Raw genomic sequence first — 15,303 nt, forward strand, 5'->3', positions numbered from 1 at the left:
AATTATTCCTCACCAGCATGAGTTAACAGCCAGCAATTGTGAATTTGACGGTTACGCGCAAAATCTTGTGATAAGGTTTTCTGTGTTATCTCTTTTGCACATAACCCAATTTTTGCTAACTCGTCATGTTCCATTTTGAATCCACGTTTATTATTTGAGAACATGATTGTTCCGCCTTTTCTTAACAAACGTTTCAGATGTTTCATTAGTTCAATGTGATCACGCTGTACATCAAAGGTGTTTTCCATTCGTTTTGAGTTAGAAAACGTAGGAGGATCGATAAAAATCACATCAAATTGTTCGTTGCTCTGCATTAACCACTGAATGCAATCTGCTTGCATTAAACGGTGCTGTCTACCTGATAGGCCATTTGCTTGAAAGTTTTTCTCAGCCCATTCAAGATAAGTACGCGACATATCAACTGTTGTTGTGCTTTTTGCACCGCCAATCCCTGCATGAACAGAAGCCGTACCGGTATAAGCAAAAAGATTTAAGAAGTCTTTTCCATTGCTCATTTCACCCAGCATTTTTCGTGCAATACGGTGATCTAAAAACAACCCTGTATCGAGATAATCAGTTAGATTTACCCAGAATTTTGCACCAAACTCGTTAACTAAGAAAAAATCACCCTTTTCGGCCATTTTTTCATACTGCTGTTTACCTTTTTGGCGTTGGCGTGTTTTTAAAATCAGTTGATCTGAACGTAATGCCAGTACTTCCATTGTTGCGCTAATTACATCGAATAAACGCTGACGGGCTTTGTGTTCATTAACCGTTTTAGGTGGCGCATATTCTTGAATAACCACTTTATCGCCATAGCGATCCACCGCAACATTATATTCAGGTAAATCAGCATCGTATAAGCGATAACATTCAATTTGCTGTTGTTTTGCCCATTTCGCGAGTTTTTTCTCATTTTTACGTAAACGGTTTGCAAAATCTTCCGCAAGTCCAGTGTTAATCGTTGATGGTGTATCAGAAAGTAAATAATTCTTTTGTACACAATCAAGAGGGCCATTTTTTGCTTTGAACTCTCTTTCAGCACGTAATTGGATGCAACTTAACAATTCAGGTGATGCACTAAATAGTGACAATCTCCATCCTGGGAAGTGTGCTTTTATCGCTCTTCCTAATTGGCTATGTAGTGCAATTAATGCTGGCTCACTTTCTAAACGCTCACCATAAGGTGGGTTACTAATAATTGTGCCTTTTATTTCTGTTGAGACAGGGTTTGTCAGTTTAGCAGCATCACCATGAGCAAATGTAATTAGTTCAGCAACATCCGCTCTGCGGGCATTGGCTCTTGCCATATCCAATACACGTTTATCAACATCAAAGCCATAGAAACGCGCAGTGGTATTCTTTTTACCTTCACGGAAACGGGCAAAAGCTTCATGAGTCACTTCTTTCCATAGCGCTTCATCGTGACCTAACCAGTAACGGAATCCCCAATGCACACGATTTAATGCAGGAGCACAGTCCGTCGCCATCATGGCTGCTTCAATTAATAATGTACCCGAGCCACACATAGGATCGATTAATGGTGTGTCAAGTTTCCAGCCTGAACGCATAATAATTGCGGCGGCTAAGTTTTCTTTTAAAGGCGCTTGTCCTGTTAAATCACGGTAACCACGTTGATGTAAACCATCACCACTTAGATCTAAAGACAATGAAGCTTTTTCTTTATGAAGGTGGATAGTTAAACGGATATCAGGAGATTGTTTAGCAACATCTGGACGTTGCCCTATTTTACGTTGAAATGAGTCAACGATGGCATCTTTCGCTTTTAATGCACCATATTGGCTATTACGAATAATGTCATTCGTGCCGTTAAAATGGATAGCAAAAGTCTGATCAACTGTAAAAATCTCACTCCAATCAATTGCCTGCACACCAAGGTATAAGTCTAGATCACTATAAACATTGAATTCATTTAACGGCAACATAATGCGCGACGCTAAACGACTCCAAAGTAAAGACTGATACATGGTTTTATCATCAGCACGAAAATAAACACCGCCTTGAGTTATCTGGCAAGCCTGAGCACCAAGGTGTTCAAGTTCAGATTTTAATAGTTCTTCCAGACCTCGGCCTGTGCTGGCAAACAGAGAGCGCATAATATTGTTACCACCTAAAATAAAATTGTTGGGCATTATAGCTAATTGTATTACGTTGTCATAAAGTTACTGGCTATAAAAAATAATAATGTTTTTTTGGGAGCACTGATGATCAACGTTTCACGCCTTTATATACACCCAGTTAAATCGATGAAGGGAATTCGACTTTCTCATGCATTTGCTCGTGAGAGCGGATTCACGTTTGATCGCGATTTTATGATAACTACCCCTGAAGGGACTTTTATCACGGCACGAAAATTTCCCGTTTTGCTGTGTTTTATTCCCACTGTCATGGCAAATGGAATTTATATTCAAGCGCCTGATGGTGAAGGTATTGCTATCACTTATCAAGATTTTGAGACCACATTGCAACCGACAGAAGTTTGGGGCAACCATTTTACCGCGTATGTGGCACCAGATGAAATAAATCAGTGGTTCAGTCGTTATTTAAAAATGGATGTTCAACTTCGTTGGACTGGCGAAAAATCGACACGCCGAGTGAAAAAAAATCCAGAAACCGCTGTTTCTTTCGCTGATGGTTACCCTTATTTATTAATTAATGAAGCCTCATTTCAATACTTGCAACAGCGTTGCCCTGCTTCAATTAATATTGAGCAATTTCGAGGTAATATCCTCATAACAGGTGCAAAGCCTTTTGAAGAAGATACTTGGCAGACTATTCGAGTTGGCTCTGTAGTGATGGATCTGATGAAACCTTGTAGCCGTTGCATCATGACCACAATAAGTATTGATAAAGGCGTTAAACATCCTAACACAGAACCACTCGCAACACTGCAAACATTCCGTCGCGATGAAAAAGGTGATATCGATTTTGGTCAAAATATCATCATTCGCCAAACGGGTATTATTCGTGTGGGAGATACTGTTGAGGTCTTAGCTTATAAAGAAGCGAAACAATATCTGGTAACAACATCGGTTGAAACACAATCAACACCAATGGTTGAACACACACAAGAGCAGACTGTCAGCATTGAATTTAACGGTGAAGTTTTTGAAGGCAATAATCAAGAAGTGCTATTAGAACAGCTTGAGAATAATGGTTATACCATTCCTTATAGTTGCCGAGCTGGCCTTTGTGGCTCTTGTGTTATCCAATTAGATGAAGGCGATGTTAATGCATTAAAAGCCGGAGCAATTAAACGCTCAGGTAAAATTTTAGCTTGTAGCTGTGTGCCTAACGGTAATGTGAAACTTTCACTTAATAAAAAATAACGCTTATCTCTATCACAAATTAAAAGAAGGTAATTTGCCCTTATCTTCTTTTTTTATTTTAAATAAAACAGGTTATTTAATAAGAATTATCTTATTAAGAACTCAATGACAAATTATCAATAAACTCATTTTATTTTTTAGAAAAAGAATACAGATAGAAAGAGAGTAATGAAGATTTGGTTTTAGGAAGTATTGTTTGGGGAGAATTTGTTTTTAGAATGTTATAAATGATGTGTGACGATAAAAAGAGTAAGTCCTTTTTACTCTTTTTGTTAAATAACTTTCTCGTACAAAAATGATCCTGACTCTGGCTCTTTATGGTAATTGCTTAACCTATCATTCATAATTTTTATTGGATCACAAAAATTAAGTGTTCTATCAAATAATGTTAACTGCGGTTGAGCTAATAAACATAAACAAGCTTGAGCACCCACTTCAGTCACTAAAAAAAGAGCGGTTTCGTCTTCATCTTTTAATGATGCTTCTACCACTTGAGATAAATAAGGGTTGATTTGATTATTGTTAACTTCAAAATACCAACTCTTAGGCATCAGTGGCTTTAAAAAGCGATGGGCTATTAATGCATTTAAAGCTAATTCAGCTCTTGATTCTGATGGCATATCTATTTGTCGAATTTGCTCATCGTATCCATAATAAAGAGCTGCATCATCGACGGTAAAAGATGCTGATTGTCGAGCACTTTCACTCAACATTTTGCTTGGAAAGCGTGAACGAAAAACCATACCATTTGCTAAATCAAGCATTAATTTTTGTTGCTCAACATCAAAATACCAGCGCCAGCGATCATCGGGTTTTATTATCACTAATTAATCCCCCTTCGATTCATTCCCTGTTTTATACTCTGATAAACAATCAAAATTAAATGACCTAAATAAAATATTTAATATCACCTAACAAAAACAGGATTCATTTTACTATTAATTAAGCACAATCAGTGCAATTTAATAAAAAATAACCAACTAGGGGCAATATAAACGAGTTAGAGGCAGAAGAAAAGCCCCTAACTCATTATTAAATGTATTTAGATATGATTAATTATAGATTTGATAAGTGCAGGACCTTGATAAATGAATCCTGAATAGACTTGAATAAGAGAAGCACCTGCATCCATTTTTTCTCTGGCTGCCGTTAATGAATCAATTCCACCAACACCAATAATAGGTAATGCACCTTTTAATTCTTCATTTAATTGGCGAATTATTTGTGTACTTTTTGATTGCACTGGGCGACCACTTAATCCCCCAGCTTCATTACAATGATCTAATCCACTGACTAATGATTTATCTAATGTGGTATTTGTCGCAATAACACCATCAATATGATGACGGACTAAGCTATCCGCAACTTGAATTAATTCTTCATGAGTTAAATCAGGTGCAATTTTAACAGCAACAGGAACATATTTTTGATATTTACCCTGCAACTCTAATTGTTTATTTTTAATTGCTGATAGTAGATCGTCTAATGCTTCACCATATTGTAGTGTACGCAAACCTGGGGTATTAGGTGATGAAATATTGATTGCGATATAACCCGCATGAGCATAGACTTTTTCCATACAAATCAGATAATCATCTTTGCCTTGCTCTACTGGGGTATCTTTATTTTTACCGATATTAATACCCAGTACGCCACCATAACGAGATTGTTTTACATTTTCAATTAAGTTATCAACGCCAAGGTTATTAAAACCCATGCGGTTAATTAAGCCTTCGGCTTCCACCAAACGGAATAAACGAGGTTTATCATTTCCTACTTGAGGACGTGGTGTCACTGTACCAACTTCAATAAAACCAAATCCCATTGCACCCAATGCATCTATACAATCACCGTTTTTATCGAGACCGGCAGCAAGACCAAGTGGATTTTTAAATGAGAGTCCCATACAGGAAACGGGTTTAGAAGGAAGTGACTGCTGAATAAGAAATTGAAATGGGGAATGAGATAAACGTTTTAACTGACGGAAGGTAAAATCATGGGCACGTTCAGGATCTAGCCGAAACAATGCCTTCCTTACTAAGGAATAATACATACGATCTCCATTGAGAATATCGGGTATTAGGAATGATATGTCTACGACAATTTAAGCGTCGTGCATCATATAGATAAAAGCACGAAAAGTAAACGTTTCAATTTCATAAATTGCCATAAAAATCCCCAGACTATGCTGGGGATCTAGTTATCTTGCTGATTTTATATTATTTACTCACTCATAAAGTGATATAAAACGTAATATTAATCAGCCAATGCTTTAGTGATTTTCTCATATAAATCACCTGATAAATTCTCAAGCTCTTTTAATTTTAATAACTCTGCACGCATTTTTTCTTGGCGCGTTGCATCATAACGTTTTAAACGAATAAACGGTTCAATAAGGCGTGATGCAACTTGTGGGTTACGGCTATTTAAATCCGTCAGAATTTCTGTCAACAATAAGTAACCAGAACCATCTTCAGCGTGGAAAGCGACTGGATTATTATTTACAAATGCACCAATTAACGCACGAGTACGATTAGGGTTTGCAAGTGTAAATGAGCGATGAGATAACAGACTACGTACTTTTTGTAATACTTCTGTTGCTGGGCTCATGGCTTGTAAACTAAACCATTTGTCCATCACTAAACCATCTTGATGCCATTTATCATCGAACTCTTGTAATAGCGTATCTTTGCAAGGTAACTGAGCCATTACAGCGGCATTCAATGCGGCAAGCGCGTCAGTCATGTTATCGCTGTTGTGATATTGCACATCAACAAGGTGATTACCCGTTTGTTCATTTTCAACCGCTAAATAAGCTAAACAAACATTACGTAAATCACGTTTTGCAATATCATCATGATTAACACGATAAGCACCAATATGCATTGAATGATAAACAGCAGAGAATTCATCAGCCATTTCAGTCGCGAGTGTTTTACGAATAAAACCAAGCGCTTTATGGATAGCAACAGGATCAATAATACTAAATGATTCACCCGCTTCGACATCTGTTGGTAATGTCAGAATAAGTGCAGCTAATGCAGGATCGATATCTTTATCAAGTAATACTGCGCGGAAAGCATCAACCACCATTTCAGGTAGAATACAGGTTTCCCCCTTTTGAACCCGAACAACATTTTCTTTTATATAGCGACCTAATAATGCTTGAGCCGCATCCCAACGTGAAAATGCATTACGTGCATATTTCATTAAGAAAGAGAGTTGCTCATCCGTAAATGGATAGTCAAGTTTTACAGGCGCAGAGAATTCACGTAATAAAGATGGGATCGGTTGTTCTGGCACATCGTCAAAGACAAACTGCTGTTCTTCACGTACCACATTCAATACATTAGAAATAGTTTGACCTTGTGAACGTAGTGGGATCACATTGCCTTTGGTATCGTACAATTCAATATCTAATGGAATATGTAATGGCTGTTTTTCAGTTTGATCAGCTGTCGGTGGTGTCATTTGACTAACAGTTAAAGTGTATTGCTTTTTATTAGCATCATAACTATCACGAACAGTCAGCTGAGGTGTACCTGATTGACTATACCAACGACGGAATAAAGTAAGATCAACATTAGAAGCATCTTCCATCGCTTGAATAAAATCGTCGCAAGTTGCAGCACTGCCATCGTGACGATGAATATACATTTGCATGCCAGCTTGGAATTGTTCTTCACCTAATAAGGTGTGGATCATCCGGATCACTTCTGAACCTTTTTCATATACTGTTAAAGTATAGAAGTTGTTCATTTCGATCACACTGTCAGGACGAATTGGGTGTGCCATTGGGCTTGCATCTTCTGCGAATTGAGCAGTACGCATCACTCGTACATTATTGATACGATTAACAGAGCGAGAGCCTAAGTCAGAACTAAATTCTTGATCACGGAAAACGGTTAAACCCTCTTTTAGGCTTAACTGGAACCAATCACGACAAGTAATACGGTTACCTGTCCAGTTATGGAAATATTCATGACCAATAACAGACTCAATACCTAAGTAATCTTTGTCGGTTGCTGTTTCACTTTTCGCGAGCACATATTTAGAGTTAAAGACATTCAGGCCTTTATTCTCCATCGCCCCCATATTAAAGAAATCAACAGCAACTATCATATAGATATCGAGATCGTATTCTAAATTAAAACGAGATTGATCCCATGTCATCGCATTTTTCAATGATGTCATTGCCCAATCTGCACGATCTAAATTACCTTTATCAACAAAGAGCTCTAAAGCAACCTCACGACCACATTTGGTGATAAAAGTATCTCGTAATACATCAAAATCACCCGCTACCAGAGCAAATAAATAACTTGGTTTTGGATGTGGATCTTCCCATGTTACCCAATGACGACCATCATTCAATTCACCTTGCGCAATACGGTTACCATTAGACAACAAATAAGGATACTGTTTTTTGTCTGCCGTGATTGTTGTGGTGTAACGAGCTAATACATCAGGTCTATCTAAATAGTAGGTAATATGGCGAAAACCTTCAGCTTCACATTGTGTACATAATGCATCACCAGAAACATATAACCCTTCTAACGCTGTGTTAGACAATGGATTAATATCATTAACAATTTTTAATGTAAATTGTTCTGGCAGTTGTTCAATGATGAGTTTGCCGTTTTCTTCTTTATAGTGTGTCCAAGCAACATCATTCACTGCAATTGATTTTAATGTTAAATCTTCACCATCTAATACTAATGCTGTCGCATCTGAGTTTAGGCGTTTACATTGGCTTATCGCCGTAACCTGGGTATTTTCTTTATCTAAGATAAAATCAAGATGTAAATCGGTGATTGTGTAGTCAGGGGCACGATAATCTTTGCGAAATTTCGCGATTCTTTGTTGTGTCATAGAAAAAACCTTTTAGTTAACACGACTATTTAACGGTTATATTGCCAAAGCTTACTCGTCAAAAATCTGTTTAGCCAGTCGAATATTCAATTGAAAACATCAAAAGTCAACACGATGTTAATTATTTATTAATACATGTAATCAATTTATTTGGTAAATGATGCTAATATACTCCCAAATTATGTTTAACGTGGTAAACTCAGCTAAGTTTTACAGCTTGTTTTTATGTCGCAGAGAAATATTGTTGAATAGTGACGCTTTATCGTCATATTCGGGTATACTCTCCAACCTTAACGATTTAGCAGACATAAAAACGCTCCGTGAGGATGCTTGACGCGCTATGATTTTAGACGCTACACCGATTATTACATCACTGTTGGATACCGATGCATATAAGCTTCACATGCAACAAGCGGTTTACCATCATTATAGTGATATTCCTGTCGTTGCTGAGTTCCGCTGTCGGAGTGATGAACGTCTAGGTGAATATGCAACAACCTTACGCCATCAAGTTAATATGATGGCAGACTTGTCATTAACGAATGAAGAATTTGACTATCTTCAGAGTCTCCCCTTTTTCAAAAATGACTATCTGCAATGGTTTAAGCATTTTCGCTTTAAACCAGAACAAGTCCAAATTTCAACAACACCTGAAAACCAACTGACGATCAGAATAACGGGTCCTTGGCGCGAAGTTATTCTATGGGAAGTTCCTTTGTTGGCTTTAGTGAGTGAAATTGTACATCGTGCCCGCTCTCCTCAAATCACGCCTGATGATGCCGTTAATCAACTACGTAAATTGATTGATATCTTCTACCGTGATGCAGCAGAGCAACAGATTGACTTAGCTGATTTTAAATTGATGGATTTTGGTACTCGCCGCCGTTTTTCTTATGATGTGCAGTGTGCCATTGTGGATGAGCTGAAAAACCATTTTCCTTATCTTATTGGTACAAGTAACTATCATTTAGCTGAACGTATGCAATTAGCACCAGTGGGAACACAGGCTCACGAGTGGTTTCAGGCTCATCAGCAGATTAGCCCTGAACTGGCAAACAGCCAACGCGCAGCCTTGCAATCTTGGTTAGATGAATATCCCGATCAATTAGGTATTGCATTAACAGATTGCATTACAATGGATGCGTTTTTGCGTGATTTTGATAAAACCTTTGCAGAGAGCTACCAAGGTTTACGTCATGACTCTGGTGATCCCATTGAATGGGGTGAAAAAGCGATCGCGCATTATGAAAAATTGGGTATTGATCCAATGAGTAAAGTATTAGTCTTTTCTGATAGCCTCGATTTTCAAAAAGCACTTGTACTTTATAAGCATTTCCATAAACGCATTCGCCTAATCTTTGGTATTGGTACTCGACTCACTTGTAACATTCCTGAAATAACGCCCCTTAATATTGTGATTAAGCTGGTGGAGTGTAATGGTAAGCCTGTTGCTAAATTATCAGATAGTCCAGGTAAAACCATTTGTGAAGATAATGACTTTGTTGACAAGCTACGCAAAGCCTTTGACGTTCCCCTCGTTAAACAGGCTTGTTAATTAGCTAAAAATCTTCATTAATAAAAGAAAGGGTAATCATTGCCCTTTCTTTTGTCGTATCTCTGTAATAACACCTGCTTTTATCAATATTTCACCTATTTTTATCAATTTATTTTATACAAAAGCTTTTCTCTTCTTTATTGACTCTTTAAACTAAAATTTCCTACTTGTTTCCTGCGCTATTGCAAGTAACATAGAAAAACTGTCCGACAGGGGCAGAGTGAATTAACCAAACAATTATTTTAATTAAACGAAGAGAGATTTATTTATGATCGTTGCGCCTGTAGTCGACGTACTGCAAGGCCGTATCGCGGTTGGCGAAGACGTCACCGTTCGCGGTTGGGTACGTACAAGAAGAGATTCAAAAGCTGGTATCTCATTCCTTACCGTCTATGACGGTTCCTGCTTTAATCCAGTACAGGCCATCATTAATAATAATTTACCGAATTATCAAGATGAAGTGCTGCACTTAACCACAGGTTGTTCTGTGGAAGTCACCGGTAAAATTGTTGAATCTCCGGGCCAGGGACAGAACTTTGAAATTCAAGCCACTCATGTTGTTGTGGTAGGAATGGTCGATGATCCGGAAACTTATCCGATGGCCGCCAAACGTCATAGTATTGAGTACCTACGTGAAGTTGCTCACCTTCGTCCTCGTACTAACTTAATTGGTGCCGTTGCTCGTGTTCGCCATACATTAGCACAAGCACTACATCGTTTCTTCGATGAACAAGGCTTCTTCTGGGTTTCTACGCCACTGATCACAGCGGCTGATACAGAAGGTGCGGGTGAGATGTTCCGTGTCTCTACCTTAGATATGAACAATCTTCCACGCACAGATAAAGGCGAAGTCGATTTTAGTGAAGACTTTTTTGGTCGTGAAGCGTTTTTGACTGTTTCTGGTCAGCTAAATGGGGAAACTTACGCTTCTGCATTAAGCAAAGTGTATACTTTCGGTCCTACATTCCGAGCTGAAAACTCAAATACCAGCCGTCACCTCGCTGAATTCTGGATGGTAGAGCCTGAAGTGGCATTTGCTGATCTTAACGATATTGCAGCGCTTGCTGAAAAAATGCTGAAATACACCTTTGCGGCTGTATTAGCAGAGCGTAAAGATGATCTGGAATTCTTTGCACAACGTGTCGATAAAGACGCTATCACACGCTTAGAGAACTTTATCACCTCTGACTTTGCTCAAATTGATTATACCGATGCGGTCACTGTGCTTGAAAACTGTGGTGAGAAATTTGAAAACCCAGTTTATTGGGGTGTTGACCTCTCATCTGAACATGAGCGTTATCTTGCAGAGAAACACTTTAAAGCACCTGTTGTTGTGAAAAACTATCCGAAAGACATCAAAGCATTCTATATGCGTATGAATGAAGATGGTAAAACTGTTGCGGCAATGGACGTGTTAGCCCCAGGCATTGGTGAAATCATCGGTGGTTCTCAACGTGAAGAGCGTTTAGAGATGTTTGATAAACGTTTAGATGAAATGGGAATGAGCAAAGAAGATTACTGGTGGTATCGCGACCTCCGTCGTTATGGCACCGTACCTCATTCAGGATTTGGTTTAGGCTTTGAACGTTTAGTTGCATATGTGACGGGTGTCGCAAACGTTCGTGAAGTTATTCCATTCCCTCGTACACCACGAAATGCAGATTTCTAATTTAGTGATTAATTAGTATTCAACTAAGAATTTGCATTGCTGTTTTATTGTACTCGTTTTACTTAAATCAAGAAGCCAACCTCAAGGTTGGCTTTTTTTATGCATGGCTGTTATTTGATTCAAAAGTTCCCCGAAATACACACTTTGAAATACATAGTTACAATTTGTTACACTTTTTTCGTTTTTGTAGCAAATTGGGGGTAGATAAAATTTTTTACCAATGGAACACTGTCACCCGACACAGACGACACTTAACTCTCATAAATAGTTCCATAAAAATTAAGAAACTATTTCTGGCAGTGGCAAAGGTGTCTGAATAACACCAATGAGGGTAATAATAATGATGAAGCGCAATCTTCTTGCAGTGGTAATCCCAGCTTTAATGTTTGCTGGTGCAGCAAACGCAGCTGAAATGTACAACAAAGACGGCAACAAAGTAGACATCTACGGTAAAGTTGACGTTCGTCATTACTTCGCAGATTCTGATACAAATAGTGATCACGAAAGCGGTGACGCATCACGTGCTCGTATCGGTTTCAAAGGCGAAACTCAAATCAATAAAGATTTAGTTGGTTTCGGTCGTTTCGAATATGAAATCAAAACTAATACTACTGAAAGCGAAAACTCATCTAAAACTCGTTTTGCTTACGCTGGTTTTAAATTCGCTGACTACGGTTCAGTAGATTATGGTCGTAACTACGGTGTAATTTACGACACCAACGCATGGACAGACGTTCTGCCTTTATGGGGCGGCGACTCTATGTCTCAGTCTGATGTTTACATGACTGGTCGTACTACTGGCGTTCTGACTTACCGTAACACTGATATGTTCGGTTACGTTGATGGCCTGAACTTTGCTCTGCAATACCAAGGCAAAAACAACGAAAACACCAACAATAGCAGCAAACGTATTGACACAGCTAAAGCTAATGGTGACGGTTTCGGTTTCTCTACATCTTACAACTTAGGTTGGGGTGTAACACTGGGTGGTGGTTACTCTAACTCTGCTCGTACTAACTGGCAGGAACACCACAGCAGCGCAACGGGTAAAAATGCAGAAGCATGGAACTTTGGTGGTAAATTCGCAGCTAACAACGTTTACTTAGCTGCTATGTACGGTGAAAGCCGTAACATGAACTACTACGGTTCAGATTCTCTGATCGCTAACAAAACTCAAAACATCGAGTTAACTGCACAGTATGACTTTGTTGACTTAGGTCTGAAACCATCTTTAGGTTATGTTCAATCTAAAGGTAAAGACTTAGGTGCTGCACAAGGCAACGATCAAGATTTAGTTAAATATATCTCTGTAGGTTCATTCTACAAATTTAACAAAAACATGACTGCAGTTGTTGATTACAAAATCAACCTGTTAGATAAAAATGACTTCACTAAATCTTACGGCGTTGCAACTGACAACGTAGTTGGTTTAGGTCTGACTTATCAGTTCTAATTACCCTTATAGGTAATTAAACAGTCAAGTTAATTGATTTGAAAAGCAACACTTCGGTGTTGCTTTTTTATTTTTAAATCTGACTATCACCACCATTACAACACGCCATTTATTTGTTCACTTAAAAATATTTCCCCCCTTTTCTTTATTTTTCAAATTATCAAAAAGTTTATCACACTAAACAATTATGTCTTTTTAGTGATTATTTTTACATGTTAATGTAATCACAGGATATTCACTTATTTACATCTTGATTTGCTATTTATTCTCACTTAGTTCACAACTTCTTGTTAATTTCTCTACAAACAGTTGGCAAAAAGGCCTCATAGCGTTACTCTTGATACTCATATTTCGGCTTCGTTTTGAGCTTAGGGAACAATTACACTATGTTTGAGAAAATCATTGCTGCACCAGCCGATCCTATTCTGGGTTTAGCTGATAGTTTCCGTTCTGATCCTCGTGAAAACAAAATTAACTTAGGGATTGGTGTTTACAAGGATGAAACAGGCAAAACACCTGTTTTAACCACTGTTAAGAAAGCAGAAAAATACCTGTTAGAAAACGAAACCACTAAAAATTATCTTCCTATTAGCGGTATCCCTGAATTTGGCAATGTAACCCAAGCACTTCTGTTTGGTGAACAACACCCTATTATCTCTGAAAAACGCGCACGCACAGCACAAGCCCCAGGTGGTACAGGTGCTTTACGTATTGCGGCTGATTTTATTGCTCAACAAACCACAGCAAAACGCGTCTGGATAAGCAATCCAACTTGGCCTAACCATAATAATATTTTCCAAACGGCAGGTCTTGAGATCTGTAATTACGATTATTATGATGCTAAAAATCATGGGTTAGACTTTGATGGTATGTTGGCAAGCCTTGCTAAAGCGCAAGCGGGTGATGTTGTTTTGTTCCACGGTTGCTGCCATAACCCAAGCGGTATTGATCCAACGGAAGAACAATGGCGCCAATTAGCAGCACTATCAGCAGAAAAAGGCTGGTTACCTGTTTTTGACTTCGCTTATCAAGGTTTTGCTCGTGGTCTTGAAGAAGATGCACAAGGCTTACGCCTCTTTGCAGAAAAGAATCCTGAGCTTATTGTTGCTAGTTCATATTCTAAAAACTTCGGTCTCTACAATGAACGTGTAGGTGCATGTACCATTGTTACCAAAGACAGCGACACTGCTGAGAAAGCCTTTAGCCAAGCAAAAGCCATTATCCGTGCTAACTACTCTAACCCACCAGCACATGGCGCTTCAGTAGTAACGACTATTCTTTCTAATCCAGAGTTAAAAGAAGAGTGGATTGAAGAACTAACAACCATGCGTGAACGTATTCAACGTATGCGTCAACTGTTAGTAACCACACTACAAGAAAAAGGCGCTAAGCAAGACTTTAGCTTTATTATCGACCAAAATGGGATGTTCTCATTTAGTGGTTTAAATAAAGAGCAAGTTGAGCGTTTACGTGCTGAATACGGTATTTATATCGTGGGTTCAGGCCGTATTAATGTTGCAGGTTTAACTCTGGAGAATATGGTTCCACTATGTGAAGCCATTGTTGCAGTACTCTAATTCCCTTTTAAAAGATAATTAAGATAAATGCCACGTTATTAGCAATGTGGCATTTTTATTGGTTTAAAAAATATAAACCACACTTTTTTGTCCATAAAAAAAGCTCTTTATAATAAAGAGCTTTCATTTATTCACTTATATCAGTGCGCGATGATAATTACCAGATTGGCATTTCATCTTGTAAAAATGGATTATATTGGCGTTCATGCCCTAAATTAGACATAGGACCGTGTCCCGGAATAAACAGATAATCATCGCCTAAAGGTAAGACTTTATTTTTGATTGAGGCAATAAGATCGGCATGGTTTCCACGCGGAAAATCGGTACGACCAATGCTTTCTTTAAATAACACATCCCCCATAGAGATAATTTTATTCTGGTGATTTACAAAGATAATATGTCCCGGTGTATGCCCTGGGCAATGTAATACAGATAACGAAATGGTTTTACCTATCGTGACGATATCACCTTCATTTAACCAGCTATCTGGTGTAAATGACTTCCCACAAGGAAAATTAAACATACGGCACTGTTGTTCTAATTCTTCTAATAAGAAATGATCATCTTTATGAGGACCATAAACAGGAACATTGAAGTGTTCAACAATTTGTGAGGTGCCTGCAATATGGTCAAAGTGTCCGTGTGTTAATAATACTTTGGTCAATGTTAATTGGCGTTCTTCGATTTCCGCAATAAGCGTTTCGACATCGCCACCAGGATCAACAATCGCCGCTTCCTTCGTTTCATCACACCAAATAAGGGTGCAATTTTGCATATAGTTTGTCACAGGTACAATGTGATACATCATGAATCACTCCACTCTCTAT

The 15,303-nt window shown here is 38.3% G+C and carries 10 protein-coding genes; 5 read left to right on the forward strand and 5 right to left on the reverse strand.

Going from position 1 to position 15,303, the window contains the following annotated elements; genetic code table 11:
* Positions 1 to 2: 2 nt before the first annotated feature.
* A complete protein-coding gene (rlmKL, locus tag DK865_RS04310) occupies positions 3 to 2,117 on the reverse strand; it encodes a bifunctional 23S rRNA (guanine(2069)-N(7))-methyltransferase RlmK/23S rRNA (guanine(2445)-N(2))-methyltransferase RlmL (RefSeq protein ID WP_109391313.1) in 2,115 nt (704 codons plus the stop codon).
* Positions 2,118 to 2,225: 108 nt separating this feature from the next.
* Between rlmKL and DK865_RS04315 the strand changes: the two genes are divergently transcribed.
* Entirely contained in the window at positions 2,226 to 3,350 is a 1,125-nt protein-coding gene (locus tag DK865_RS04315; RefSeq protein WP_109391314.1) for a YcbX family protein, read from the forward strand.
* 272 nt (positions 3,351 to 3,622) lie between these two features.
* On the opposite strand, the gene DK865_RS04320 is transcribed toward DK865_RS04315, so the two are convergent.
* From DK865_RS04320 to pepN, 3 genes are all read right to left on the reverse strand, one after another.
* Complete coding sequence (locus DK865_RS04320) at positions 3,623 to 4,174, reverse strand: cell division protein ZapC (RefSeq protein ID WP_036912196.1); 552 nt, start codon at positions 4,172 to 4,174, stop codon at positions 3,623 to 3,625.
* Between the two features lie 218 nt (positions 4,175 to 4,392).
* The gene (gene pyrD, locus DK865_RS04325; RefSeq protein ID WP_036912193.1) at positions 4,393 to 5,403 is read right to left on the reverse strand and encodes a quinone-dependent dihydroorotate dehydrogenase; all 1,011 of its coding nucleotides are present in this window, start codon (positions 5,401 to 5,403) and stop codon (positions 4,393 to 4,395) included.
* Between the two features lie 203 nt (positions 5,404 to 5,606).
* A complete protein-coding gene (gene pepN, locus DK865_RS04330; protein WP_109391315.1) occupies positions 5,607 to 8,222 on the reverse strand; it encodes an aminopeptidase N in 2,616 nt (871 codons plus the stop codon).
* A 340-nt stretch (positions 8,223 to 8,562) separates the two neighbouring features.
* On the opposite strand from pepN, the gene pncB reads away from it, so the two are divergent.
* The 4 genes from pncB to DK865_RS04350 all read left to right on the forward strand — a co-directional run bounded on the left by pncB (position 8,563) and on the right by DK865_RS04350 (position 14,476).
* Complete coding sequence (pncB, locus tag DK865_RS04335; protein WP_109391316.1) at positions 8,563 to 9,777, forward strand: nicotinate phosphoribosyltransferase; 1,215 nt, start codon at positions 8,563 to 8,565, stop codon at positions 9,775 to 9,777.
* A gap of 268 nt (positions 9,778 to 10,045) precedes the next feature.
* The gene (gene asnS, locus DK865_RS04340; protein ID WP_109391317.1) at positions 10,046 to 11,446 is read left to right on the forward strand and encodes an asparagine--tRNA ligase; all 1,401 of its coding nucleotides are present in this window, start codon (positions 10,046 to 10,048) and stop codon (positions 11,444 to 11,446) included.
* Positions 11,447 to 11,786: 340 nt separating this feature from the next.
* Positions 11,787 to 12,899 (forward strand): porin, encoded by a 1,113-nt coding sequence (locus DK865_RS04345; protein ID WP_109391318.1) that lies wholly within the window; start codon positions 11,787 to 11,789, stop codon positions 12,897 to 12,899.
* Between the two features lie 386 nt (positions 12,900 to 13,285).
* Entirely contained in the window at positions 13,286 to 14,476 is a 1,191-nt protein-coding gene (locus DK865_RS04350) for an amino acid aminotransferase (RefSeq protein WP_023581336.1), read from the forward strand.
* Positions 14,477 to 14,633: 157 nt separating this feature from the next.
* On the opposite strand, the gene DK865_RS04355 is transcribed toward DK865_RS04350, so the two are convergent.
* On the reverse strand, positions 14,634 to 15,284 hold the full coding sequence (locus DK865_RS04355; protein WP_023581335.1) for an MBL fold metallo-hydrolase: 651 nt from the start codon (positions 15,282 to 15,284) through the stop codon (positions 14,634 to 14,636).
* Between the last annotated feature and the right edge of the window lie 19 nt (positions 15,285 to 15,303).

Origin of the sequence: Proteus cibi (assembly GCF_003144405.1) — a bacterium.
In the GTDB taxonomy this organism is placed as follows: Bacteria; Pseudomonadota; Gammaproteobacteria; order Enterobacterales; family Enterobacteriaceae; genus Proteus; species Proteus cibi.

Excerpts from the sequence above, each read along its gene's own strand:
- rlmKL (WP_109391313.1), bottom strand. The coding sequence starts at position 2,117 with ATGCGCTCTCTGTTTGCCAGCACAGGCCGAGGTCTGGAAGAACTATTA.
- pepN (WP_109391315.1), bottom strand. The coding sequence starts at position 8,222 with ATGACACAACAAAGAATCGCGAAATTTCGCAAAGATTATCGTGCCCCT.
- DK865_RS04345 (WP_109391318.1), top strand. The coding sequence starts at position 11,787 with ATGATGAAGCGCAATCTTCTTGCAGTGGTAATCCCAGCTTTAATGTTT.
- DK865_RS04315 (WP_109391314.1), top strand. The coding sequence starts at position 2,226 with ATGATCAACGTTTCACGCCTTTATATACACCCAGTTAAATCGATGAAG.
- pncB (WP_109391316.1), top strand. The coding sequence starts at position 8,563 with ATGATTTTAGACGCTACACCGATTATTACATCACTGTTGGATACCGAT.
- asnS (WP_109391317.1), top strand. The coding sequence starts at position 10,046 with ATGATCGTTGCGCCTGTAGTCGACGTACTGCAAGGCCGTATCGCGGTT.
- pyrD (WP_036912193.1), bottom strand. The coding sequence starts at position 5,403 with ATGTATTATTCCTTAGTAAGGAAGGCATTGTTTCGGCTAGATCCTGAA.
- DK865_RS04355 (WP_023581335.1), bottom strand. The coding sequence starts at position 15,284 with ATGATGTATCACATTGTACCTGTGACAAACTATATGCAAAATTGCACC.
- DK865_RS04350 (WP_023581336.1), top strand. The coding sequence starts at position 13,286 with ATGTTTGAGAAAATCATTGCTGCACCAGCCGATCCTATTCTGGGTTTA.